Here is a 23915-nt window from a genome sequence, read left to right on the forward strand (position 1 = left end):
AAAATTGAACCTGAGAGTCTTAAAGGTTCAACCGTTGTTTTTGTCTTTCGGAGACATCATGTCCAAACATAAGAAATCTCTCATCGCCGTTGCTGTCTGTGCCTTGGCGTTCGGTGCTTCGGCCTTGCTGCCTGCTGAGTTGTCGCCTATCGGTTCGAGCTATGCCGCAGGCAATGGCGGCGGTGGTGGTGGCAATGGTGGGGGTGGCGGTCACGGTGGAGGAAATGGCGGCGGCCACGGTGGTGGCATCGGCGGAGGCCAGGGCCATGACAAGTCTGGTGATTCCAGCGGCCTTGGCAAAGGATTGGCTAGCGACCACACCGGTACCCGCACCCGCGATCATGGCCTGAGCGGCAAGCACACCGGCACCACCCGCACTGATCGCACCAGCAAGTCCTCGCTGACTTCGACCATCGCCAAGGACCGTGATACCCGTGGCCTGACCAAGGCATCGGCGATTTCCACCGCTACGCCAGGTACCCACAACACCAAGGGCCTGACCAACGCGACCAGCTCTTCGATCAAGAACGACCGCTGATCGCTTGAAAAAAGCCGCGACGCCTGTTCAGGGCATCGCGGCTTTTTTTGTCTTGTGCCCGATGTCTTCAATACTTCCAGAACACCGGCGTGAACAACACCAGTACCGTCAGGATCTCCAGCCGACCCAGCAGCATGCCTATGGTCAGCAGCCACTTCGCCGCATCCGGCAAGGTCGAGAAGTTGCCGGCGGGCCCGATGATCGTGCCCAGCCCGGGCCCCACGTTGCACACGGCCGTGGCCGCGCCGGTCAGAGCGGTGGTCCAGTCCAGACCGATCAGCGCCAGCCCCAGGGCGATAGCGCCAATGGTGATAGTGAAGAAGAACGAGAAGGTCAGCAGCGAGCGGACGATTTCTTCGTCGATGGGGTGATCGTTGTATTTTTTCTGGATCACCGCCCGGGGATGGATCAGTTGTTTCAGGCTGCCCATCAATAACTCGCCGGCTACCTGGAAGCGGAAGATCTTCAGTCCGCCGGCCGTCGATCCCGAGCAACCGCCAACGAACGTCAAATAGAAGAACAGCAGCAAGGCAAAGCTGCCCCATAGGGTGTAGTCGCCCAGCGCCACGCCCGTGGTGGTGACCACCGACGTCACGTTGACGGCCACGATACGGACCGCATCCCACCAGCTGTAGTCACTGTTCAGGCTCAGCCAGGTCCCCACGATGAGCCAGGTGATGACCAGGAATCCGACGAATCCCTTGACTTGCTGGTCCTTGAGCAACGCGCGTTTGTGGCCGCGCAAGGTGGCGACGTACAAAGTGAAGGGCAGCGCGCCTGCCATCATGACGACCACCGACACCCAGTGAATGGCCGGTTGGGGCCAATGCCCCAGGGAAGCATCCGATGTGGAAAAGCCACCCGTGGAAATCAACGACATCGCATGGTTGATCGCTTCGAAGGGCGTCATGCCGGCCAGCCACAAGGCCAGGGTGGCGAGTGCGGTCAAGCCGACATAGATCCACAGGATGTAGTTCGCCGCGACATGGGAGCGCGGCGTGACTTTCTCTGACCAGTCCGACGACTCGGTCTGGAACAGCCGCATGCCGCCGACCCGCAGCAATGGCAGGATCGCCACCGCCATGCCGATGAAGCCGATCCCGCCGAGCCAGTGCAACATCGAGCGCCAGATCAACAGGCCGGGAGAGGCCGTGTCCAGGCCGGTCAGGATGGTCGAGCCGGTGGTGGTGATGCCCGACATGGTCTCGAAAAAGGCATCGGTGTAGCTGATGTGCTGGATGAACACCATGGGCAGGGCGGCGAAGCTGCAAACGATGACCCAACTGGCGGTGGTCAACAGGTACATGTCCCGCGGGCGCATCTGGGTGTGTGCTGGCCGACCACGCGCCACCAACGCGATGCCGCAGACGAAGGTGATCAGGCTCGACCACAAAAACGCCGAGAGGTCATCGTTGCGCTCGTATATCACCAGCGTCAAAAGCGGGATTGCCATACTGGCAGCCAGGGTGATCAGGAAAATACCGAGGATGAAGCCAATAAACCGCACTACCGCAATGGACATAGAACACGCCTGGATGAAAGAGCCGCACAGTATTTTTTTTGTGAAGGGCTGATGGGTAGCCCCCTTGGGCAGTTTTGTTCAATACCGCCTGCGATTGGCAATTTACCTTGATCGTCCCCTCACAGATACAAAGAAGGTATGCGATGAGTTTGATTCTTTCCATGGCGGCGTTTGCCCTGGTCGCCTCCATTACACCTGGCCCGGTCAATATCGTCGCCCTCAGCTCCGGGGCGCGGTACGGGTTTCGTGCGACGTTGCGCCATGTGGGCGGTGCAACCCTGGGGTTTGTCTTGCTGCTGGTGCTGATGGGGCTGGGATTGCATGAAGTGTTGCAACGCTGGCCTGGCCTCACACGGGTGGTGCAACTGGGCGGCGTGGCGTTCCTGTTGTTCATGGCCTGGAAACTGGTGATGGATAACGGGCACCTGGGAAGCGAGGACGAGGGACGGGCGCCTTCGATGTTCTATGGCGCGTTGATGCAATGGCTCAACCCCAAGGCGTGGCTGGCCTGCGTGGCGGGAATGGGGGCATTCGTGGCCGATGGCGAGGCGCGGCTGGTGTGGCAGTTTGCGGCGATCTACCTGGTGATCTGCTACGTCTCGGTGGGCTGCTGGGCTTACGCCGGGAGTTTTCTGCGCAGCTGGCTGGGTAATCCGGCGACCATGCGCCTGTTCAATCGGACGATGGCGGTGTTATTGGTGGCCAGTGCGGTGTATTTATTGTTGCCGTGAGCAGAAGTGGCGGGCAATCCGGGCTTTTGAGACGAGTGCTATTGTGGCCATAATCCGCATTTTCGAGGCGGGGATGCTGTTGTGGCGAGGGAGCTTGCTCCCGCTCGACTGCGCAGCAGTCGCCCAGAATCGAGGGCTACTGCGTAGCCCAGCGGGAGCAAGCTCCCTCGCCACAGAGGTCCACCTGTTTTTGGTCCAAACAAGGTGGTGGGGCAGTATCAGCCGCGATACTGGCCGGGCGTGGCCGCCAGGTGTTGCTTGAAGGCACGCTGGAAATGCGCCTGGTCGGCAAACCCGCTGTCCAGCGCCACGTCGGCGATCAGCTTGCCTTCGCGCAATTGGCGCCGGGCAAACTGGATTCGGCGGTTGACCAGGAAGGCGTGGGGCGTCATCCCGTAATGGCGCTTGAAGGCTCGGCTCAGGTAGGACGGCGACAGTTGCGCGGCGGTGCAGATGTCTTCCAGCTTCAAGGCTTCACTGCAATGGTCGTGGATAAACTGTGCCGCACGCATCAGGCTCGGATGGCTGCCACGATCCGGGCGACTGGCAGGGTTGAGCCGTTGTTGCAGGTCAATGAAAAATGCCTCGGCGGCGGCGTGCTTGTCGCCAGCGTCGAGTTGCTCGTCTACCAATTGTCCATACAGTTTTTCCAACGCGGTAAACAGTTCCACGTCGCGGCTGTGGGTGGTGGCGAAACCCTGGAAATCCAGGCTTTCGTCAAAGCCGACACGGCGCTGCAAGTCTCTGAGCCATTGGGTGTCGACGTACAACATCACGTAGGACCAAGGCTGATCGTCGATTGGGTTGCACGCGTGGACGTCGCCCGGGTTCATCAGCACCACCGTGCCACTTTTCACCTGAAATTTCGAACGTTCGTGAAGGTAGGTGCTGCGCCCAGCGGTGATCGCGCCGATGGAAAAGTGGTCGTGGGAATGGCGCGAATAGCAGACCTTGCGCCCATCGCCGATGGCCCGGGCTTCGATGAAGGGCAGGGCTGCGTCGCGCCAGAAGCGTGGGGCGTCGTCATGGGGGGCGTGCTTCATCGGTCAGCGTCCTCGTCTTGAACTTGAGTGGCAGTGTATTAGTCCTGACCGGCAAATGCCCGTCGGATTTAGCCCGTTCGGTTTGAAGGGCTGGGGTCCTGGGCTAGACTTCATGAAGTCCTGCCAATGGAGTTTCCGATGCTTGCGCCACGCAAACCGGACGACGAAGCCGCTCGCCTCAAAAATCTGCACTCGCTCAAGCTGCTCGATACCGCACCTGAAGAACGGTTTGACCGCCTGACCCGTCTTGCCCGACGTCTGTTTGACGTGCCCATCGCCCTGGTGTCCCTGGTGGACGCCAACCGGCAGTGGTTCAAGTCCAGCGCCGGCCTGGACGCCAGCGAAACCCCGCGGGAAGTTTCCTTTTGCGGGCATGCGATCTTGCAGGATCAGATCCTGGAGATCTGCGACGCGGAACAGGACGAGCGCTTTCACGACAATCCGTTGGTCACGGACAAGCCTGGCATTCGTTTCTACGCCGGGCATCCGCTGGGGCTGGAGGACGGTAGCAAGCTCGGTACGTTGTGCCTGCTCGACACCCGGCCGCGCAAACTCAATGACGAGGAGCGCGAACTGCTGCGCGACTTGGCGCGCATGGCCGAACAGGAAATGGTCGCGGTGCAGATGGCGAGCATGGACGAGCTCACGTTGCTATCCAATCGACGGGGCTTCAGGACGTTGGCCCAGCATGCGCTGAATGTGTGTGATCGCTTGTCGCGACCGGCGACGCTGCTGTTTTTCGATCTCAACGACTTCAAGCCGATCAACGACCGTTATGGCCACGCCGAGGGCGACAACGCGCTGAAAACCTTCGCCGATGTGCTGCGTATTGCCTTTCGCGAAAGTGACGTGATCGGTCGCCTGGGCGGTGATGAGTTCGTGGCGTTGCTCACCGGTTCTTCCCATGTCGAGATAGCGGCAATCATGGCGCGCCTCAAGGAAATCCTCGATGAGCGCAATGCGATGTTGCAGCGTGGCTATGACATTCGTTTCAGCGTCGGCCAGATCGAGTACGACGCCCAGCGTCATCAGTTGATCGACAATCTATTGGCTGACGCGGACGCGGCGATGTATGCGCAGAAACAGGCGCTACGCAGCTAGCACAAGCCAACCCCCGATCACACAGGGATTTATGTTGGTCGAAGGTAAGTGGATGGCGAACTCACCTACCGAATCGCCCTTATGGCTGGGATCAGGTAGGTGAGTTCGCCGGAGGGTTACGGATTTTCATCGTATTCGTTGTGATATCTCCCATTTGCATGGGACACCTTTATAGTGCGCGTTTAGGCGATCCTCAACGTGGTGGGGCTCCCATACTTCGCATCGATCCAAGCCTTCACACTCTTCTCGGGTAGACGCTGTGATGGTGCCGCCGAGGTATATCTGGAAGCCAATGATTTTCTGGATGAACATGGGCCGCGGAGCCAGCAGGTTCTGTGGTGGGGCAATTTTACCCATCCTGAGCCATCGCCCTTGAGACCAGGCGCTTTTGTGTACTGCGACAGTAAATAGAATAGGTAGATCGAGCAAGGCTCCTAAGTCTGCTATAGGGGCACTGGAGCGCGCATCGAAGAAAGCGAAGTCCGCTTCCGGCAGTGTCAGGGCATAAGTGTGCATATCATTTTCGAGAGGAACTCGAAGCACCGCTCCGATCGTACGTTGTTGCCTTTTCATGCTGGATGTCTTCCTTGAACTAGACTTGTCTGTTTTATGTTAGCGCATGGTGAGCACACCTTGCGCAGATCAGGTGGGCGTCCATTGATGCGGCAATAGCTGGTCAATGTCACTCGCGTGCTGCGTCGGCAGGCGCGTGAGGACATCTTTTAGATACGCGTACGGATCATGGCCATTGAGCCGCGCAGACTGGATCAAACTCATAATCGCCGCCGCCCGTTTGCCGCTGCGCAACGACCCTGCAAAGAGCCAGTTCTTGCGCCCCAGTGCCCACGGCCGGATCTGGTTCTCGCACCAGTTATTATCAATGGGGACGTCCCCGTCATCGAGGTAGCGCGACAGCGCTGCCCAGCGTTTCAGGCTGTAATCCAGTGCTCTGCTGATAGCCGAACCTTCGGGCACGAGATCGCGCTGGGCGATCATCCAGGCATGTAGCATATCCATCACCGGCACGGCCCTTTCTTGCCGTATTCGACGGCGTAAATCCGGCTCCAGGTCGCGTACTTCACTCTCGATTTCGTACAGCAATTGAATGTAGCGCAGGGCTTGCTCGGCGAGCGTGCTCTTGTTGGTCGCGTGCAGTTCGAAGAACTTTCGCCGTGCATGGGCCATGCAACCGATCTCGGTCACGCCGAGTTCGAAACTGGCCTTGTAGCCACCAAAATCATCACACACTAGTTTGCACTTCCAGTCTTGCAGGAAGTTGCGAGCGTGCTCGCCGGCGCGGCTGGGGCTGAAGTCGTAAACCACCGCTGCCAAGTTCGAGAACTGGCTGGTGGTGTATGCCCAAACATAAGAGCGTTGGGTTTTCTTTGAGCCCGGCACGAGCATCTGCACGGGTGTTTCATCGGCATGAATAACCTGCTGCCCAAGCACGACATCGCGCAGTGCATCGACCAGAGGTTGCAACTGCACTCCGGTCACACCAACCCATTGAGCCAACGTTGAACGTGGAATCGCCAAGCCGGCACGACCGAAGATCGATTCCTGACGGTAAAGAGGCAGATGGTCAGCAAACTTGGCGATCATGACGTGGGCAAGTAGCCCGGCAGTCGGGATGCCCTTGTCGATGACCTGCGCCGGAACCGGCGCTTGGATCAGCGTTTCGCAGTCATCACACACCCACTTGCCACGGATATGGCGCTCAACGGTAAACACGCCGGGCGTGTAGTCCAGCTTTTCGCTGACGTCCTCACCGATACGCTTGAGTGCGCAGGCACATGGGCAGTGGGTGTTGTCCGGTTCGTGATGGATTAGCGTGCGTGGAAACTCTGCCGACAAAGCAGTGCGTTTGGGCTTTTGCTTTTTCTCGGTCGGAGCCAGCACTGTTTGCAAGGCTTGAAGCTCTGCTTCAATCGCCGCGATATCGGTATCGACTAAATCATCGAGCAAGCCGGCCTGCTCAGGATTCATCTGCTCGCTGCGCTTGGCAAACTTCAAACGCTTGAGTTGTGCTATCTCGTGGGTGAGCTTCTCGATAACCGTTTGATCGCGGTTGATCTTCTTGCCCATCGTCTCGACCGTCTTACCCAGCGTGTCGACTTGATGGTCGAGCGTCTCGACGCGCTGTATCAACTGCGCCGCTAAAGCGCGCAGTTGTTCAGGGGTAAGGTGGTCGAGATTGGGGAGCGAAGTCATGGCGCCGATTTTGCCAGACCAGACAACTCGCGGCGATAGACCGATAGGCTAATGGCAGCCGTTAAAGCAGTGTGATCGCACCGCCGGAGCCGGCGCGTTGCCATGGCAGACCCAACACCAGAGCCTGGAGTTGTTCGGTATCCAACTCCATTTCAGAGTCTTGGCGAATACCTGGCCAGTGGAACTTGCCTTGGTTCAAACGCCGAGCCGCCAGCCAGATCCCGAAGCCGTCATGCACCAGAACTTTCATGCGCGTGGCGCGGTGGTTGGGGAACAGATAAGCACAGTGCGGCTGCGCCGCACCGAACACCGCGATCACCCTGGCCAATGCCGTCTCGGTACCGGCGCGCATGTCCATCGGCTCGGTGGCGAGCCAGATGGAATCGATGCGGATCATCGCAGCAAGTCTCGTAGAAAGGTCGCGCAGGCAGTAGCACTTTCAGTTGGCCAGTTCACTTTGACGGTACCACGCGGGTGCTGGATCTCAACGCAGATATTCGGCGATGCAGCATGCGAATTTGCACCGGCCAGCTGCATAGGCAACGGAATGAAAGCAGGTTGCAGCGTCGTGCTTTTTTGCGCCTGCACTCGAATCCATTTGTGGACGAGGTTTGCGTTGAGGCTATGGCTGAGCGCGATGCTGGCAATCGAAGCGCCGGGCTCGGCGCACTCTTGAATGACCCGAGCCTTGAAGGACTTGGAATAGGAACGGCGTGTTGGCTGCATGAAATACCCGCTTAAAAGGCTAGAACTGGTGTCCACTTAAATTTAAGTGCACACCATGTCTTGGCTTTGCAGGGCTGGGTAGGTGACTTGGCCGGACGCATACGGTCGAAGAACCGAGAATCACCCCTCATTCAATGGCGAGGGAGCTTGCTCCCGCTGGGGCGCGCAGCGGCCCTGGAGCCCGGCGACGCGGTGGATCAGGTTGATTGAGTGAGCTTGAGAGGGGCTGCTGCGCAGCCCAGCGGGAGCAAGCTCCCTCGCCACAAAAGCTCAAAAGCACAAAAGCACAAAAGCTCAAAAGCTCAAAAGCTCAAAAGCTCAAAAGCTCAAAAGCTCAAAAGCTCAAAAGCTCAAAAGCTCAAAAGCTCAAAAGCTCAAAAGCATCCCGGTCGACCAACTGATTTGCTCTTGAAACTGACACCGATTCGAGGCATTCCCTTGACCCACGCCGTGCCCAATTCCCGGGGCGGGAGCGAGCTTGCTCGCGAAGGCGTCGGTACATTCATATCAATGCCAGCAGACTCACCGCCATCGCGAGCAGGCTCGCTCCCACAAGGTATTGCGGTGTAATCAGACAATCGGCAATAAAAAACGCCGCTTGGCCTTTCCAGGACGAGCGGCGTTTTTTTACGCGTGGCGCGGTTGAAGATTACTCTTCGAGGCTACCCATGGCGGTGGTGTTGAAGCCGCCGTCCACGTACATGATTTCACCGCTGATGCCCGACGCCAGGTCCGAGCACAGGAAGGCGCCGGCGTTGCCGACTTCTTCGATGGTGACGTTGCGACGCAGCGGGGTTTGCGCTTCGTTGGCGGCCAGCATCTTGCGGAAGTTCTTGATGCCGGAAGCGGCGAGGGTGCGGATCGGACCTGCCGATACGCAGTTGACGCGGGTGCCGTCCGGGCCCAGGGAGCCGGCCAGGTAACGTACGCCGGCTTCCAGGGAGGCCTTGGCCATGCCCATGACGTTGTAGTTCGGCATGGTGCGCTCGGCGCCCAGGTACGACAGGGTCAGCAGGCTGCCGTTGCGGCCTTTCATCATTTCGCGACCGGCCTTGGCCAGGGCCACGAAGCTGTAGGCGCTGATGTCGTGGGCAATGCGGAAACCTTCGCGGGTGGTGGCTTCGGTGAAGTCGCCGTCCAGTTGGTCGCCCGGGGCGAAGCCCACGGAGTGCACGATGCAGTCCAGGCCATCCCACTTCTTGCTCAGTTCTTCGAAGACCTTGGCGATTTCTTCGTCGCTGGCCACGTCGCACGGGAAGCACAGCTCAGGGCTCGAGCCCCAGCCTTGTGCGAATTCTTCGACACGACCCTTGAGTTTGTCGTTCTGATAAGTGAAGGCAAGCTCAGCGCCCTCGCGATGCATGGCGGCGGCGATGCCGGATGCGATGGACAGCTTGCTGGCGACACCGACGATCAGTACGCGCTTACCGGCGAGAAAACCCATGTGTTGCTCCTCTTTCAGGTTATTCGGCAGTTGTTGGGGCCAGGAAGGCGGCCTCCAGCAACTGCTGTGTATAGGGGTGCTGCGGCGCGGCGAATATGCTGCGGGCATCACCTTGTTCGACCACTTGGCCATGCTTGACCACCATCAACTGGTGGCTCAGCGCTTTGACGACAGCCAGGTCATGGCTGATAAACAGGTACGTCAGGTTGTACTTGGTTTGCAACGACCGCAACAGCTCCACCACTTGGCGTTGCACGGTACGGTCCAGGGCCGACGTCGGTTCATCCAGCAGAATCAACGCCGGCTTGAGCACCAGGGCCCGGGCAATGGCGATACGCTGCCGTTGCCCTCCGGAAAATTCATGGGGGTAGCGGTTCCGGGTTTCCGGGTCCAGGCCTACCTCCTTCAATGCCGCGATTATCGCTTGTTCCTGTTCGGCTTCGGTGCCGATCTTGTGGATCCGCAGGCCTTCGCCGACGATCTGGCTTACACACATCCGTGGGCTCAGGCTGCCAAACGGGTCCTGAAACACCACTTGCATTTCCCGGCGTAGCGGCCGGACTTGTTGCTGCGTCAGGCTGTCCAGCTGCTTGCCTTCGAAGCGGATCCCGCCCTGGCTGCCGATCAACCGCAGGATCGCCAACCCCAGGGTGGACTTGCCGGAACCGCTTTCGCCGACGATGCCCAGGGTCTGGCCTTGGGGCAGGCTGAAGCGGATACCGTCCACGGCCTTGATGTAGTCTACCGTGCGCTTGAACAGGCCTTTCTTGATCGGGAACCAGACTTTCAGGTCCTCGACCTGCAACAGCGGCGGACCGACGACGTTACTCGCCGGGGTGCCGCTGGGTTCGGCGCCCAGCAGTTCCCGAGTGTACGGATGCTGCGGTGCGCGGAACAACTCTTCGCACGATGCCTGTTCGACGATGCAACCGCGCTGCATGACACATACGCGATGCGCAATTCTTCGCACCAGGTTCAAATCGTGGCTGATCAGCAGCAGCGACATGCCCAATCGCGCCTGCAATTGCTTGAGTAATTCGAGGATTTTCAGCTGGACGGTGACATCCAGCGCGGTGGTCGGCTCGTCGGCGATCAGCAGTTCCGGCTCGTTGGCCAGGGCCATGGCGATCATCACCCGCTGGCGCTGGCCGCCGGACAGCTCGTGGGGCAGGGCTTTGAGGCGCTTGTGGGGCTCGGGAATGCCGACCAGTTCCAGCAACTCGAGGGTCCGGCGGGTCGCGACCTTGCCGCTCAGGCCCTTGTGGATGCCGAGCACTTCGTTGATCTGTTTTTCAATGGAGTGCAGCGGGTTGAGGGATGTCATCGGCTCCTGGAAAATCATCGCGATCCGGTTGCCGCGGATATGACGGATGGTTTTTTCCTTCAAGCCCAGCAAATTCTGGCCGGCATACTGGATGGTCCCGGTGGGGTGATGGGCCAGCGGGTAGGGCAGCAACCGCAGGATCGAGTGGGCGGTGACTGATTTGCCCGAGCCGCTTTCACCCACCAGGGCCAGGGTTTCGCCGCGCTTGATATCGAAACTGACCCCCTCGACCACACGTTGGCGGCGTTCGCCAACAATGAACTCCACCGCCAGGTCACGCACTTCGATCAGATTATCCTGGTTCATTTCATTTCCTCGGATCGAAGGCATCGCGAGCGGACTCGCCGATGAACACCAGCAGGCTCAGCATCACGGCCAGCACGGCGAACGCGCTGATGCCCAGCCACGGTGCCTGGAGGTTGGATTTGCCCTGGGCCACCAGCTCCCCCAGGGACGGTGCGCCGGGCGGCAGGCCAAAGCCGAGGAAATCCAGGGCGGTGAGGGTGCCAATGGCGCCGGTGAGGATGAACGGCATGAACGTCATGGTCGAGACCATGGCGTTGGGCAGGATGTGACGGAACATGATCGCGCCGTTCTGCATGCCCAGTGCCCGCGCCGCACGGACGTATTCCAGGTTGCGCCCGCGCAGGAATTCGGCACGGACCACATCCACCAGGCTCATCCAGGAAAACAGCAGCATGATGCCCAGCAGCCACCAGAAGTTGGGCTGGACGAAACTGGCCAGGATGATCAACAGGTACAGCACCGGCAGCCCGGACCAGATTTCCAGGAAGCGTTGGCCGGCCAGGTCCACCCAGCCGCCATAGAAGCCCTGCAGGGCCCCGGCGATCACGCCGATGATCGAGCTGAGCACGGTCAGCGTCAGGGCAAATAGTACCGAGATGCGGAAGCCATAGATGACCCGGGCCAGGACATCGCGCCCCTGGTCGTCAGTGCCCAGCCAGTTCACGGAAGAGGGCGGTGCCGGGGCCGGGACCTTCAGGTCGTAGTTGATGCTCTGGTAGCTGAACGGAATCGGTGCCCACAGCACCCAGGCGTTCTTGGCCGCCAGCAGTTCACGGATGTACGGGCTCTTGTAGTTGGCTTCCAGCGGGAATTCGCCGCCGAACGTGGTTTCCGGGTAGCGCTTGAGGGCCGGGAAGTACCAGCCGTCGTCGTAATGCACCACCAGCGGCTTGTCGTTGGCGATCAACTCGGCGCCCAGGCTCAGCCCGAACAGGATCAGGAACAGCCACAGCGACCACCAGCCACGCTTGTTGGCCTTGAACAGTTCGAAGCGCCGGCGATTGAGAGGGGACAGATTCATCTCAATGCTCCCGGCTTTCGAAGTCGATGCGCGGATCGACAAAGGTGTAGGTCAAATCGCCGATCAGTTTCACCACCAGCCCCAGCAGGGTAAAGATGAACAGGGTGCCGAACACCACCGGGTAGTCGCGGTTGATCGCGGCTTCGAAACTCATCAGGCCCAGGCCGTCGAGGGAGAAGATCACTTCCACCAGCAGGGAGCCGGTAAAGAAGATCCCGATGAATGCCGAAGGGAAACCGGCGATCACCAGCAGCATGGCGTTGCGAAAAACATGGCCATAGAGCACCCGGTGGCGGGTCAGGCCCTTGGCCTTGGCGGTGACCACGTATTGCTTGTTGATTTCGTCGAGGAAACTGTTCTTGGTCAGCAGGGTCATGGTGGCGAAGTTACCGATCACCAGGGCGGTCACGGGCAAGGCCAGGTGCCAGAAGTAATCGAGGATCTTGCCGCCCATGCTCAATTCGTCGAAGTTGTTGGAGGTCAGCCCGCGCAAGGGGAACCAGTCGAAATAGCTGCCGCCGGCAAACACCACGATCAGCAGGATGGCGAACAGGAACGACGGGATCGCGTAGCCGACGATGATGGCCGAGCTGGTCCAGACGTCGAAATGGCTGCCGTGCCGCGTGGCCTTGGCGATCCCCAGCGGGATCGACACCAGGTACATGATCAGCGTGCTCCACAACCCGAGGGAGATGGACACCGGCATCTTTTCCTTGATCAGGTCGATGACCTTGGCGTCGCGGAAGAAACTGTCGCCGAAGTCTAGGTGGGCGTAGTTCTTGATCATGATCCACAGGCGTTCGGGTGCCGACTTGTCAAAGCCGTACATACGCTCGATTTCCTTGACCAGCGCCGGATCCAGGCCTTGGGCGCCGCGGTAGGAGGAACCGGCCACCGACACTTCGGCACCGCCGCCGGCAATGCGGCTGGTGGCGCCCTCGAAACCCTCGAGCTTGGCGATCATCTGTTCCACCGGCCCGCCGGGCGCGGCCTGGATAATGACGAAGTTGATCAGCAGAATGCCGAACAGGGTCGGGATGATCAGCAGCAGTCGCCGAAAAATATAAGCCAGCATTTCGTTACTCCACGCTCGCAGGGGCGGCGATTTGCTGCTCGATGACCTGCTTCTCTACTTCATCGGCCGGCTTGACCTCCGGCTTGACCCACCAGGTGGTGGTGCCGATGTCATAGGTCGGCGTGATTTTCGGATGGCCGATGTGGTTCCAGTAGGCCACGCGCCAGGTCTTGATGTGCCAGTTCGGGATCACGTAGTAGCCCCATTGCAAAACCCGATCCAGCGCCCGGGCGTGAGCTACCAGGCTCTTGCGCGAATCGGCGTTGATCAGTTGTTCCACCAACTGGTCAACGGCTGGATCCTTAAGGCCCATGGTGTTACGGCTGCCGGGTTTGTCGGCGGCGGCCGACATCCAGAACTCGCGCTGTTCGTTACCCGGTGAGCTGGATTGCGGGAAGCTGCCCACCACCAGGTCAAAGTCCCGGGAGCGTACGCGGTTGACGAATTGGGAGACGTCGACACGACGGATGATCAGCTCGATGCCCAGGTCGCTCAGGTTGCGCTTGAACGGCAGCAGTATCCGCTCGAACTCGGTCTGGGCCAGCAGGAACTCCAGCACCACCGGTTTGCCTTGGGCATCGACCATCTTGTCGTCGACGATGCGCCAGCCGGCCTCTTGCAGCAATTGGTAGGCCTTGCGCTGCTGGTCGCGGATCATGCCGCTGCCGTCACACATCGACGGCTGGAAGGCGTCGGTGAAGACCTGTTCGGGAATCTTGCCGCGCAGGGGCTCGAGGATCTTCAGCTCGTCTTCGCCGGGCAGCCCGGTGGCGGCCATCTCCGAATTCTCGAAATAGCTGCGGGTGCGGGCGTAGGCGCCGTTGAATAGCTGCTTGTTGGTCCACTCAAAGTCCAACAACAGGCTCAAGGCCTTGCGCACCCGTACGTCCTGGAAGATCGGCCGGCGCAGGTTGTAGACAAAACCCTGCATGCCGGTGGGGTTGCCGTTGGGGATCTGTTCCTTGATCAATCGGCCTTCGGTCACGGCCGGGATGTTGTAGGCGTTGGCCCAGTTCTTGGCGGTCATTTCCAGCCAGAAATCAAACTGCCCGGCTTTCAAGGCCTCGACCGCGACGGTGTTGTCGCGGTAGTAGTCGGTCGCCAGTACGTCGAAATTATAAAAGCCGCGATTGACCGGCAGGTCCTTGCCCCAATAGTCCTTTACTCGCTCATAACGGATCGAGCGTCCGGCCTTCACTTCAGCAACTTTGTAGGGGCCGCTGCCCAGGGGGATCTCCAGATTGCCCTTGCTGAAGTCGCGCTCGGCCCACCAGTGTTTCGGCAATACTGGCAGTTGGCCGAGGATCAACGGCAGTTCACGATTATTGGTGTGCTTGAACTTGAACAAAACCTTGAGCGGGTCTTCGGCGATGACGTCGGCGACGTCGTTGTAATAGCCGCGAAACATCGGCGCGCCGTCCTTGGTCAGGGTCTGGAAGCTGAAGACCACGTCTTCGGCGCGTACCGGATGGCCGTCGTTGAAACGGGCTTCGGGGCGCAGGTAAAAGCGCACCCAGCCATTGTCCGGGGCTTTCTCGATTTTTTCGGCGATCAGGCCATATTCGGTGAACGGTTCGTCCAGGCCCTGCTTGGCCAGGGTGTCGTAGATCAAGCCGATGTCATCGGCCGGCACGCCTTTGCTGATGAATGGGTTGAGGCTGTCGAAGCCCCCAAAACCGCCCTGGCGGAAGATTCCGCCTTTGGGCGCGTCCGGGTTGACGTAGTCGAAATGCTTGAAGTTGGCCGGGTACTTCGGCGGCTCGTTGTACAAGGTCACGGCATGCTGCGGCGCGGCGCAGGCCAGCCCGGTGAATAACAGGCTGCTGGCCTGCAGGAGCAGGGCGCGTAAAGGCTTCATTGATCTTTCTCCGAAGATTTCAGCCACCATGCGCTCAGGCCCAGGGTGTAGGGCGGCGTGGTGACGAAGGCGAACCGGTTTCGATAAGCCAGGCGATGATAATTGAGATACCAGTTGGGAATGCAGTAATGCTGCCACAGCAGCACGCGATCCAGAGCCTTGCCAGCGGCGACCTGTTCGTCGCGGGTCTGGGCGGCGAGCAGCTTTTCCAGCAGATGGTCGACCACTGGGTTGGCGATCCCGGAGTAGTTCTTGCTGCCCTTGACCCCGACCTGGCTGGAGTGGAAGTACTGCCATTGCTCGAGACCCGGGCTGAGGGTCTGGCTCAAGGTCAACAGGATCATGTCGAAGTCGAACTGGTCAAGACGCTGCTTGTATTGGGCACGGTCCACCGTGCGCAGCCGGGCCTGGATGCCGATGCTGGCGAGGTTCTCGACGTAGGGTTGCAGGATGCGCTCCAGGTTCGGGTTCACCAGCAGGATTTCGAAGCTCAGGGGCTGGCTGTCGGCGTTCAGCAGGCGTTGGCCGTTGAGGTTCCAACCGGCTTGCTTCAATAACTCCAGGGCTTTACGCAGGGTTTCCCGGGGAATGCCGCGACCGTCGGTCTTGGGCAAGCTGAAGGGGTCGGTGAGCAGTTTGGCCGGCAATTGTTCCCGGTACGGCTTGAGCAGCAGCCATTCATGGCCCACCGGCAGGCCAGTGGCGGAAAACTCGCTGTTGGGGTAATAACTGAGGGTGCGCTTGTAGGCGCCGCTGAACAGGGTGCGGTTGGTCCACTCGAAATCAAACATCAGCCCCAGGGCTTCACGTACCTTGACTTCGGCAAACGTGCCGCGCCGGGTGTTCATGAACAGGCCTTGGGTCTGGGTCGGGATCTGGTGGGGGATCTGCGCCTTGATTATGTCGCCGCGCTTGATCGCCGGAAAGTCATAGCCATTGGCCCAGTTCTTGGCCTGGTGTTCGATGTAGATATCGAACTCACCAGCCTTGAAGGCTTCGAAGGCAACTTCGCTGTCACGATAGAACTCCACGTCCATGCGGTCGTAGTTGTACTTGCCGCGATTGACCGGCAGGTCCTTGCCCCAGTAATCCTTGACTCGTTCGAACACCAGCTGGCGGCCTGGTTGCACTTTGGTGATGCGATACGGCCCGCTGCCCAGGGGCGGTTCGAAGGTCGTCGCCTTGAAATCGCGGTCTTTCCAGTAATGCTGGGGCAACACCGGCAGTTCCCCCAGGCGCAGGATCAGCAGCGGATTGCCCGCGCGCTTGAAGACAAAGCGGATTCTCAGTGGGTTGAGAATGTCGACCCGTAGCACTTCCTGCAGGTTGGTGCGGTATTGCGGATGGCCTTCCTTGAGCAGCGTCCTGTAGGAGAACGCCACGTCATAGGCGGTAATGGGCACGCCATCGTGAAAGCGCGCTTCGGGGCGCAGGTTGAACACCACCCAACTGCGGTCCTCGCTGTACTCCACCGACTGGGCGATCAGGCCGTAGCTCGACGTCGGTTCATCACCGGACGGTGCGTACTGGCCTGTGCCGACCATCAGTGGTTCGTTCAGCTCATTGATGCCGTATTGCAGGAAATTGGGCGTGGAAACCGGGCTGCTGCCCTTGAACGTGTAGGGATTGAGCGTATCGAAGGTGCCGAATGCCATGACTCGCAAGACACCGCCCTTGGGCGCTTGCGGGTTGACCCAGTCGAAGTGGGTGAATCTGGCCGGGTACTTGAGCGTGCCGAACTGCGCATAGCCATGGCTTTCGCTGATGGTTGCGCTGGCGGGAGAGCTCAAGGCCAGGCTGATCAGGAGCAAGAGGAGGGGACGTATCAAGTCTGAGATCCGATCCAGGCGGCTTGGGCTTTTATGGCCTGTACAGTAACAGCTTGTATGGGCAGGAAAAAGGCGGGGGCTCAAAGCTTCAGGGTTTGCTTGAACTGTGGCGAGGGAGCTTGCTCCCGCTGGGTTGCGAAGCAGCCCCAAAAGCAGCGACTCAATCTACCTGTCACACCGAGGTGCCAGATTCGGGGTCGCTTCGCAACCCAGCGGGAGCAAGCTCCCTCGCCACAGAGAGCCCTGCGGTCAGTGCGGGGAGTAGACCGTCAGCATCTGCCCAGGCTTGAGTGCCTTGCCCATCCGCGGGTTCCAGCGCTTGAGGTGCTGCATTTCCACGTTGAAGCGCTTGGCGACGACGTACAGCGAATCACCTTGCTTGACCTTGTATTGGGTCTGCTTCTTCTGGTCCTTGCTGTTGGCGGCCACCACGGTGCTGATGCGCTTGCCACGGGCCTTGCTGGCCTTGGCGTCCTGCATCACCAGGGTCTGGCCGACCTTGAGCTTGTTGCCGCTGAGTTTGTTCCAGCGTTGCAGGTCCTTGGTCTGGACGTTGTTGGCCTTGGCGATCTGAGCCAGGTTGTCGCCGCGTTTGACGCGGTAGGTGCGCCTGGCACCTTCCACTTCGCTGTCGTCGGCGGATTCGAAAACCGGCTTGAGCGCGCGCTGGCTGATCAGCTCTTCCGGGCGCATGGTCGACAGGCTGGCGGTCAGCAGCTGGGCCTTGGACGTGGGCACCAACAGGTGCTGGGGGCCGTCGATGGTGGTGCGTTGCTTGAAGGCCGGGTTGAGCTGGAACAGCTCGTCTTCGTCGATGTTGGCCACCGCCGCGACCTTGGACAGGTCCATGCGCTGGTTGATCTCGACGACCTGGAAATAGGGTTCGTTGGCGATCGGGTTGAGGTTCACGCCATAGGCATCGGGCGAGAGCACCACCTGGGACAGCGCCAGCAACTTTGGCACATAGGCCTGGGTTTCGCTGGGCAGCGGCAGGTTCCAGTAGTCGGTGGGCAGGCCAAGCTTCTCGTTGCGCTCGATGGCGCGGCTGACCGTACCCTCGCCGGCGTTGTAGGCCGCCAGCGCCAGCAACCAGTCGCCGTTGAACATGTCGTGCAGGCGCGTCAGGTAGTCCAGGGCGGCCGTGGTGGAGGCGGTGATGTCGCGACGCCCGTCATAGAAGCGGGTCTGGCGCAAGTTGAAGTAACGCCCCGTGGACGGGATGAATTGCCACAGGCCCACTGCGTTGGCCCGGGAATAGGCCATGGGGTTGTAGGCACTCTCGATCACCGGCAGCAACGCCAGTTCCAGCGGCATGTTGCGCTCTTCGAGGCGTTCGACGATGTAGTGGATGTACAGGCTGCCGCGCTCACCGGCGTTTTCCATGAAGGAAGGGTTGCTGGCGAACCACAGGCGCTGTTGCTCGATACGCGGGTTGACGCCGGCCGTTTCCTGCAACTGGAAGCCCTGGCGCATGCGCTCCCAGACGTCCTGGGGGACTTGAGGGCTGGGTTTCTCGGTGAGCCATACCGGCTTCTGTTTGGCGCGAGCGGCGATATTCGGTGTGTGCGCCGCGTCGGTCTGCGGCAGCTGGCTCGTGCTCTGGCAGCCCGCCAAGGTGGCGGACACAGCCACCGCGATGGCTTGAGCCAAGCGGGTCAATGTGTCTGACTGGACGGACCTGCGTATGGATGACGACATTGGCTGGAAGTAAGTTCCGGGCAAAAATGTCGGCCGATTCTAGGAAGCGCACCCCAACAGGTCAACCTTTCAGAATTTTTGTATCAATCGATAGCTGCCTTAGAACGTATCTTTCCAAGCCCTCAAGGCCGCAAAAACCTCACTCGGCGTCTGGTTTCGCTGGCCGTTCCGTTCGTCTGCTTTTTGTTTAACGGATGTTTCAGTCGTGCGCAGGAACGGATTGGTGAGTTTTTCCAGGGCCAGGGTCGAGGGCAGGGTCATGATGCCTTCGTTGCGTTGCCGGCTGACTTTTTCCAGGCGGGCAGCGACGTCCGGATTGCCGGGCTCCACGGCGGCCGCGAACTTCAGGTTGCTGAGGGTATATTCATGGGTGCAGTAGACCAGCGTATCTTCAGGCAGGGCGGCGAGGCGACTGAGCGAATGGTGCATTTGCGCAGGCGTGCCTTCGAAGAGCCGGCCGCAACCGGCGGCGAACAGGGTGTCGCCACAGAACAACAGGCCATGGTGGTAGTAGGCAATGTGTCCGAGGGTATGGCCAGGCACGGCGTAGACATCGAAGTCCCAGCCGAGCACGCTGACCTTGTCGTTGTCATGCAGGGCCTGGTCCCGCGCCGGGATGTTTTCGCTGGCCGGGCCGTAGACGGTGGCGTTCGTCGCATTCTTCAGCGCCTGGACGCCGCCGACATGATCATGGTGATGGTGGGTGATCAAGATGTCGCTCAGGACCCAGCCCGGATGGGTCTCGAGCCAGGCCTGCACCGGAGCGGCGTCACCCGGGTCGACCACGGCGCAGCGCAGGGTCGCGTGGTCCTGTAACAACCAGATGTAGTTATCGGTGAATGCGGGCAGGGCACTGATCTGTATCATCGTGGAATTCGCCAAGCGGAAAACAAAGGCGCATCTTAGAACTTCCTGACGCGTTGGAGAATGCAATGACCGATGAAGCGTTCGCTCAGGCTGATCCTGACTGGCTGGCGTTGATCAGCGCCGCCCGTGAATGGCTGTCCGGCCCTGTCGGGCAATTTTTGCTGGAAGAAGAACGGCGCATGCTCGAAGACGAGTTGGGCCGGTTCTTCGGCGGCTATCTGGTGCACTACGGCCCTTCGGCGCAAACGCCGCCGTCGGCACCGCAAGTCCAGCGCAACGTGCGCCTGGGAGCGCCGCTGCCCGGGGTGGAAATCGTCTGCGAGGAGCAGGCCTGGCCGTTGAGCGAACATGCCGCCGACGTGGTGGTCATGCAGCACGGCCTGGATTTCTGCCTGTCGCCCCACGGTCTGTTGCGTGAGGCCGCCAGCAGCGTGCGTCCCGGCGGCCATCTGTTGATCATCGGCATCAACCCCTGGAGCGCTTGGGGCTTGCGTCATGTGTTTGCCCACGATGCCTTGCGCCAGGCCCGCTGCATCTCGGCGTCGAGGGTCGGCGACTGGCTCAACCTGCTGGGCTTTGCGCTGGAGAAACGCCGCTTCGGGTGCTATCGTCCGCCGCTCGCGTCGCCCAAGTGGCAGGCGCGCCTGGCCGGCTGGGAGCGCAAGGCCGGTGATTGGCAGCTCTCCGGTGGTGGTTTCTACCTGCTGGTGGCACGCAAGATCGCGGTCGGTCTGCGCCCGGTGCGCCAGGCGCGACGCGAGCCGATGGGCAAGCTGATTCCTTTGCCAATGGCCAAGGTCAATCGTCGCCACATCGAGCCGTAACCTTTTTCAATGGTGCTTGCCGGCATTGGGCTGCGGGTGTTGTCGGGCCTGATCGGCGGGCCTTTGCATTTTTTCCTGGATAGATTGGCATGAGCGATAGCGTAGAACTCTTCACTGATGGCGCCTGCAAGGGCAACCCCGGTCCGGGCGGCTGGGGCGCGTTGCTGGTGTGCAAGGGCGTGGAGAAGGAGCTCTGGGGCGGCGAAGCCAATACCACCAACAATCGCATGGAGCTGATGGGCGCCATCCGTGGCCTGGAGGAGCTCAAGCGGCCCTGCGATGTGCTGCTGGTGACCGACTCCCAGTACGTCATGAAAGGCATCAACGAATGGATGGCGAACTGGAAGAAACGCGGCTGGAAGACGGCGGCGAAGGAACCGGTAAAAAACGCCGACCTCTGGAAACTGCTGGATGAACAGGTCAACCGCCACAACGTCACCTGGAAATGGGTGCGCGGCCACATCGGCCACCACGGCAACGAACGGGCCGACCAGTTGGCCAATCGTGGGGTGGATGAGGTGCGGGGCTACAAGCAGGCTTGATAGAGACGTTGTCATGATCTGGGCAGGATGACACCTGTGGCGAGGGAGCTTGCTCCCGCTCGGTTGCGCAGCGACCGCCCGAAGGGGCCTGCTTCGCAGTCCAGCGGGAGCAAGCTCCCTCGCCACAGGTGCGGCACCGCGTTCCGTGAGCGTGCTAATATCCGCGCTTTTGCAAGACTGCCCGCTGAGAGCTGAACACTGATGGCCAACAGATCTGTAGTACTGGATACCGAAACCACCGGCATGCCGGTGACCGATGGTCACCGGATTATTGAAATCGGTTGTGTCGAGCTGATCGGCCGGCGCCTGACCGGTCGCCATTTCCACGTTTACCTGCAACCGGATCGCGAAAGCGACGAAGGCGCCATTGGCGTGCACGGCATCACCAACGAATTTCTGGTGGGCAAGCCGCGTTTCGCCGAAGTGGCCGACGAGTTCTTCGAATTCATCCAGGGCGCGCAGTTGATCATCCACAACGCGGCGTTCGACGTCGGGTTCATCAATAACGAATTCGCCCTGATGGGCCAGCACGACCGGGCTGACATTACCCAGCATTGCACCATCCTCGACACCTTGATGATGGCCAGGGAACGTCACCCCGGGCAGCGCAACAGCCTCGATGCCTTGTGCAAGCGCTATGGCGTCGACAACTCCGGTCGTGAACTGCACGGCGCCTTGCTCGACTCCGAGATCCTGGCCGACGTCTACCTGACCATGACCGGCGGCCAGACCAGCCTGTCCCTGGCCGGTAACGCCTCGGACGGCAATGGTACTGGCGAAGGCTCCGGCAACCAGGCCACGGAGATCCGGCGTTTGCCCGCTGACCGCCAGCCATCGCGGATTATCCGCGCCAGCGAAAGCGACCTGGCCGAACATGCCGCGCGTCTGGAAGCCATCGCCAAGTCTGCAGGCGCTCCGGCATTGTGGACGCAGTTGGCCGAGGCACAGGCCGCCACGCACTGATGAAACCCTATGAGAGCCATGCTGTTCATTCAAGGTAAGTAAAGAGCCTGTGGCGAGGGAGCTTGCTCCCGCTGGGCTGCGTAGCAGCCCCTTTTTGTGAGCGCTTCGCACTCAAGCGGGAGCAAGCTCCCTCGCCACAATGATCCAGGCAATCCTTGTGTGAGCTACTGCATCCATCGTTCATTTCTCGCCACAATCGCCACGACCTTCTACCCTGAGGTAACGGGCAGGCTACGGATCCCGCTTGATGTGTGAAGATTTGAAAGGCAAGGGCAATGGATGGCACCACGCCGTTGGTTGTCTCAAGGAATGAGGACCTTCCCCAGTATGCAACCGGTCATGAATCCCAAGCACCCCGGGTTGTCGGTGCGCATCGTCGATGACGGCTTTGCCGCTTATATCTGGGGCAGTGACTTCAGCTTCGAAGTCAGCGACTACGCGACGGCGCAGATCGGCCGGCCCGTCAGCCAATGGCCGGTGACGCCCATTGTTCCCTATCGCAAGTGCTATGGCATCGATCCCGAGGAATTCAGCAGCTTCCGCAATGCCCCGGACAGCGAGATTTTCATGGCCTATCTCGACGACCAGCCCGTGGGGCATCTGGTCGTCAGTACCAACTGGAACGGCTACGCCCACATCGACGAGTTGGCGGTGCACGCCCCGGCCCGTCGCCACGGGGTGGCCAAGGCATTGCTCGATGTCGCCCAGTTCTGGAGCCGCAAGAAAAAACTGCCGGGCATCATGCTCGAAACCCAGAACAACAATCTGGGGGCATGCCGGCTCTATGAACGTTGCGGCTACGTGCTCGGTGGTATCGATCACCTGCGCTATCGCGGCATTGACCGACATACCGCCGAAGTGGCGTTGTTCTGGTACCGGCTGTTCGACGATCCGCTGGGCATGTCGATCAGTGGCTCAGCAACGCCTCGGCTTGTTCCGTAACCCGTTCCAGCAGCGATTGGACAGCGGGTGAGGGCGGCGTGCCGTTCAGGCTCAAGGCGTAGAGACCAATCGCAATGGCGGGCGATACCGGGCAGACGTCCAGGCCACTGCCCTTGGCACCCGAGGCAGTGAACGGGTCGACGATGGCAAGGCCTTCGCCGGCCTCGACCATCGCGCGCATCATCTGATGGGTCTGGACGCGGATCTGGATCATCGGCGCCGGACGCAGCGCCGCCAGTTTATGCTCGAACGCCGGGCTCAGCGGGTCATGGCCATCCAGGCCTACCAACGGCTGGCCTGCCAGGTCCTGGAGCGAAATGTATTTCTGTCGTGGTTGCAGCCAGCCGTGAGGTGCCAGCAATTGCAGTTTGCCCTGGGCGATCATCTGGCAATGGATGTCGGGGTGTTCGGGGTCGTGCAAGCTCAGGCCCAGGTCACTTTCACGCAACAGCAGGCTGTGGACGATGTCGCGGGTCGGTTGGCTGAGCAGGGTGCAGGGCGCATCCGGATGGCGGCGACGCAGGGCGGCGATGCTCTGGGGCAACAACTGCTGGGCCAGCGGCGGGGTGCAGATAATGCGCAAGGGTGGCGCCTGATAGTGTTTCAGGCTGCTGGCCAGGCGCTGCACCGGTTCGAGGGTGTCGTACACCCGCGTGATGCCGTCGCGCAGTTCAAGGGTTTCCCGGGTGGCCTGCAGGCGTCCGCGCACGCTGGCAAACAGCATGAAGCCCAACTGGGCCTCGGCATCGCGCAGGATCGCCTCGACCTCCGCCACCGGCAGTTGCAGCCATTCGGCCGCCGTGCCGAGGTGACCGGTCTGCAGCAGCGCCTGGATCACTTCGATGTGGCGTAAACGCATGCAAGAAGTCCATGTTCGGCGGGTGAGCCATTGAGTGGCTGAATCCTAACCCAAGTCCGGGCATGACTTCTGCTCATAACTGCCAGTTATGAAGCTATTTGCGTTTCAGTGGGTGTTTGAGCTTGCAGTGGCGTTTCCGGTTCGCGCGTCAGTTCGATTTGAGATTGCACCAGAATAAATTTTCCGTCTTCGAGTTTGTTGACTCGATCACCGATAGCCAACTTATAGGTGGTGACAGGCTCCTTGCCGTTTCCGTCGGGCGACGGGGTCGATTCCTGAAACTCATGCACCGAATAGACGCGACCTTCGGCGTCCCGCGCATGAAATTGTCCGACAAGTACTGCTGCCATCGCTTAGAACCTCTGGAAATAAATCACTCGATTTGCGGTTCTGTAGACCCTGGTCAAGCGCGGTAAGTTTTCCTACATGAAAAAAATAGTCCAGCCGCCAGGTTTTCGTCGCTCCACTGGTCCAATTGTCACCCCGATCAT

At 60.3% G+C, this 23915-nt stretch carries 24 protein-coding genes; 8 read left to right on the plus strand and 16 right to left on the minus strand.

Annotated features, from left to right (window positions below):
- The first annotated feature begins 58 nt into the window (after positions 1 to 58).
- Positions 59 to 538 carry a hypothetical protein gene (locus TK06_RS32615; protein WP_063325047.1) on the plus strand — a complete coding sequence of 160 codons (480 nt, stop codon included), beginning with the start codon at positions 59 to 61 and terminating at the stop codon, positions 536 to 538.
- A 67-nt stretch (positions 539 to 605) separates the two neighbouring features.
- Here TK06_RS32615 and TK06_RS02840 read toward each other — a convergent pair whose 3' ends face one another.
- Positions 606 to 2060: a TrkH family potassium uptake protein gene (locus TK06_RS02840; protein ID WP_063320725.1), complete on the minus strand. Its 1455-nt coding sequence runs from the start codon at positions 2058 to 2060 to the stop codon at positions 606 to 608.
- Positions 2061 to 2203: 143 nt separating this feature from the next.
- On the opposite strand from TK06_RS02840, the gene TK06_RS02845 reads away from it, so the two are divergent.
- Entirely contained in the window at positions 2204 to 2791 is a 588-nt protein-coding gene (locus TK06_RS02845; protein ID WP_063320726.1) for a LysE family translocator, read from the plus strand.
- 218 nt (positions 2792 to 3009) lie between these two features.
- Here the strand turns inward: TK06_RS02845 and TK06_RS02850 are convergent, their stop codons facing one another.
- Positions 3010 to 3834, minus strand: a complete 825-nt coding sequence (locus tag TK06_RS02850) for a helix-turn-helix transcriptional regulator (protein WP_063320727.1) — start codon at positions 3832 to 3834, stop codon at positions 3010 to 3012.
- A gap of 138 nt (positions 3835 to 3972) precedes the next feature.
- Here TK06_RS02850 and TK06_RS02855 point away from each other — a divergent pair, with 138 nt between their 5' ends.
- The gene (locus tag TK06_RS02855) at positions 3973 to 4935 is read left to right on the plus strand and encodes a GGDEF domain-containing protein (RefSeq protein WP_063325048.1); all 963 of its coding nucleotides are present in this window, start codon (positions 3973 to 3975) and stop codon (positions 4933 to 4935) included.
- A gap of 126 nt (positions 4936 to 5061) precedes the next feature.
- On the opposite strand, the gene TK06_RS02860 is transcribed toward TK06_RS02855, so the two are convergent.
- The 4 genes from TK06_RS02860 to tnpA all read right to left on the minus strand — a co-directional run bounded on the left by TK06_RS02860 (position 5062) and on the right by tnpA (position 7872).
- Positions 5062 to 5508 (minus strand): Imm26 family immunity protein, encoded by a 447-nt coding sequence (locus tag TK06_RS02860; RefSeq protein WP_063320728.1) that lies wholly within the window; start codon positions 5506 to 5508, stop codon positions 5062 to 5064.
- 69 nt (positions 5509 to 5577) lie between these two features.
- Positions 5578 to 7146: an IS66 family transposase gene (gene tnpC / locus TK06_RS02865; protein ID WP_063320729.1), complete on the minus strand. Its 1569-nt coding sequence runs from the start codon at positions 7144 to 7146 to the stop codon at positions 5578 to 5580.
- 61 nt (positions 7147 to 7207) lie between these two features.
- Complete coding sequence (gene tnpB, locus TK06_RS02870; protein ID WP_063320730.1) at positions 7208 to 7543, minus strand: IS66 family insertion sequence element accessory protein TnpB; 336 nt, start codon at positions 7541 to 7543, stop codon at positions 7208 to 7210.
- Positions 7540 to 7872, minus strand: a complete 333-nt coding sequence (gene tnpA / locus TK06_RS30520) for an IS66-like element accessory protein TnpA (RefSeq protein ID WP_219737628.1) — start codon at positions 7870 to 7872, stop codon at positions 7540 to 7542. The genes tnpB and tnpA overlap by 4 nt, the downstream gene beginning before the upstream one ends.
- 206 nt (positions 7873 to 8078) lie before the next feature.
- Between tnpA and TK06_RS32365 the strand changes: the two genes are divergently transcribed.
- A complete protein-coding gene (locus TK06_RS32365) occupies positions 8079 to 8273 on the plus strand; it encodes a hypothetical protein (RefSeq protein ID WP_153044816.1) in 195 nt (64 codons plus the stop codon).
- Between the two features lie 248 nt (positions 8274 to 8521).
- On the opposite strand, the gene fabI is transcribed toward TK06_RS32365, so the two are convergent.
- The 8 genes from fabI to gloB all read right to left on the minus strand — a co-directional run bounded on the left by fabI (position 8522) and on the right by gloB (position 19294).
- Positions 8522 to 9316 (minus strand): enoyl-ACP reductase FabI, encoded by a 795-nt coding sequence (gene fabI, locus TK06_RS02875; RefSeq protein ID WP_007988438.1) that lies wholly within the window; start codon positions 9314 to 9316, stop codon positions 8522 to 8524.
- Between the two features lie 19 nt (positions 9317 to 9335).
- Positions 9336 to 10946 carry an ABC transporter ATP-binding protein gene (locus tag TK06_RS02880; protein ID WP_063320731.1) on the minus strand — a complete coding sequence of 537 codons (1611 nt, stop codon included), beginning with the start codon at positions 10944 to 10946 and terminating at the stop codon, positions 9336 to 9338.
- A 1-nt stretch (position 10947) separates the two neighbouring features.
- A complete protein-coding gene (locus TK06_RS02885) occupies positions 10948 to 11967 on the minus strand; it encodes an ABC transporter permease (RefSeq protein ID WP_063320732.1) in 1020 nt (339 codons plus the stop codon).
- 1 nt (position 11968) lies between these two features.
- On the minus strand, positions 11969 to 13042 hold the full coding sequence (locus TK06_RS02890; RefSeq protein WP_063320733.1) for a microcin C ABC transporter permease YejB: 1074 nt from the start codon (positions 13040 to 13042) through the stop codon (positions 11969 to 11971).
- Positions 13043 to 13046: 4 nt separating this feature from the next.
- Positions 13047 to 14900, minus strand: coding sequence for an extracellular solute-binding protein (locus TK06_RS02895; protein WP_063320734.1), 1854 nt, complete (start codon positions 14898 to 14900; stop codon positions 13047 to 13049).
- On the minus strand, positions 14897 to 16729 hold the full coding sequence (locus tag TK06_RS02900; protein ID WP_063320735.1) for an extracellular solute-binding protein: 1833 nt from the start codon (positions 16727 to 16729) through the stop codon (positions 14897 to 14899). Before TK06_RS02900 ends, TK06_RS02895 begins: the two co-directional genes overlap by 4 nt.
- Before the next feature lie 249 nt (positions 16730 to 16978).
- Entirely contained in the window at positions 16979 to 18427 is a 1449-nt protein-coding gene (locus TK06_RS02905; RefSeq protein ID WP_063320736.1) for a transglycosylase SLT domain-containing protein, read from the minus strand.
- Positions 18428 to 18526: 99 nt separating this feature from the next.
- Positions 18527 to 19294 carry a hydroxyacylglutathione hydrolase gene (gloB, locus tag TK06_RS02910; protein WP_063320737.1) on the minus strand — a complete coding sequence of 256 codons (768 nt, stop codon included), beginning with the start codon at positions 19292 to 19294 and terminating at the stop codon, positions 18527 to 18529.
- Positions 19295 to 19359: 65 nt separating this feature from the next.
- On the opposite strand from gloB, the gene TK06_RS02915 reads away from it, so the two are divergent.
- From TK06_RS02915 to TK06_RS02930, 4 genes are all read left to right on the plus strand, one after another.
- The gene (locus tag TK06_RS02915; RefSeq protein ID WP_057452232.1) at positions 19360 to 20118 is read left to right on the plus strand and encodes a class I SAM-dependent methyltransferase; all 759 of its coding nucleotides are present in this window, start codon (positions 19360 to 19362) and stop codon (positions 20116 to 20118) included.
- Between the two features lie 89 nt (positions 20119 to 20207).
- Positions 20208 to 20660, plus strand: a complete 453-nt coding sequence (gene rnhA / locus TK06_RS02920; protein WP_030142629.1) for a ribonuclease HI — start codon at positions 20208 to 20210, stop codon at positions 20658 to 20660.
- 201 nt (positions 20661 to 20861) lie between these two features.
- Entirely contained in the window at positions 20862 to 21623 is a 762-nt protein-coding gene (dnaQ, locus tag TK06_RS02925; protein ID WP_060741972.1) for a DNA polymerase III subunit epsilon, read from the plus strand.
- A 327-nt stretch (positions 21624 to 21950) separates the two neighbouring features.
- Entirely contained in the window at positions 21951 to 22565 is a 615-nt protein-coding gene (locus TK06_RS02930; protein WP_063320738.1) for a GNAT family N-acetyltransferase, read from the plus strand.
- Here the strand turns inward: TK06_RS02930 and TK06_RS02935 are convergent.
- On the minus strand, positions 22531 to 23424 hold the full coding sequence (locus TK06_RS02935) for a LysR family transcriptional regulator (RefSeq protein WP_063320739.1): 894 nt from the start codon (positions 23422 to 23424) through the stop codon (positions 22531 to 22533). The genes TK06_RS02930 and TK06_RS02935 overlap by 35 nt on opposite strands.
- Before the next feature lie 86 nt (positions 23425 to 23510).
- Positions 23511 to 23774, minus strand: a complete 264-nt coding sequence (locus TK06_RS02940) for a hypothetical protein (RefSeq protein WP_063320740.1) — start codon at positions 23772 to 23774, stop codon at positions 23511 to 23513.
- Between the last annotated feature and the right edge of the window lie 141 nt (positions 23775 to 23915).

Source organism: Pseudomonas fluorescens (genome assembly GCF_001623525.1).
Taxonomy (GTDB): Bacteria; Pseudomonadota; Gammaproteobacteria; order Pseudomonadales; family Pseudomonadaceae; genus Aquipseudomonas; species Aquipseudomonas fluorescens_Q.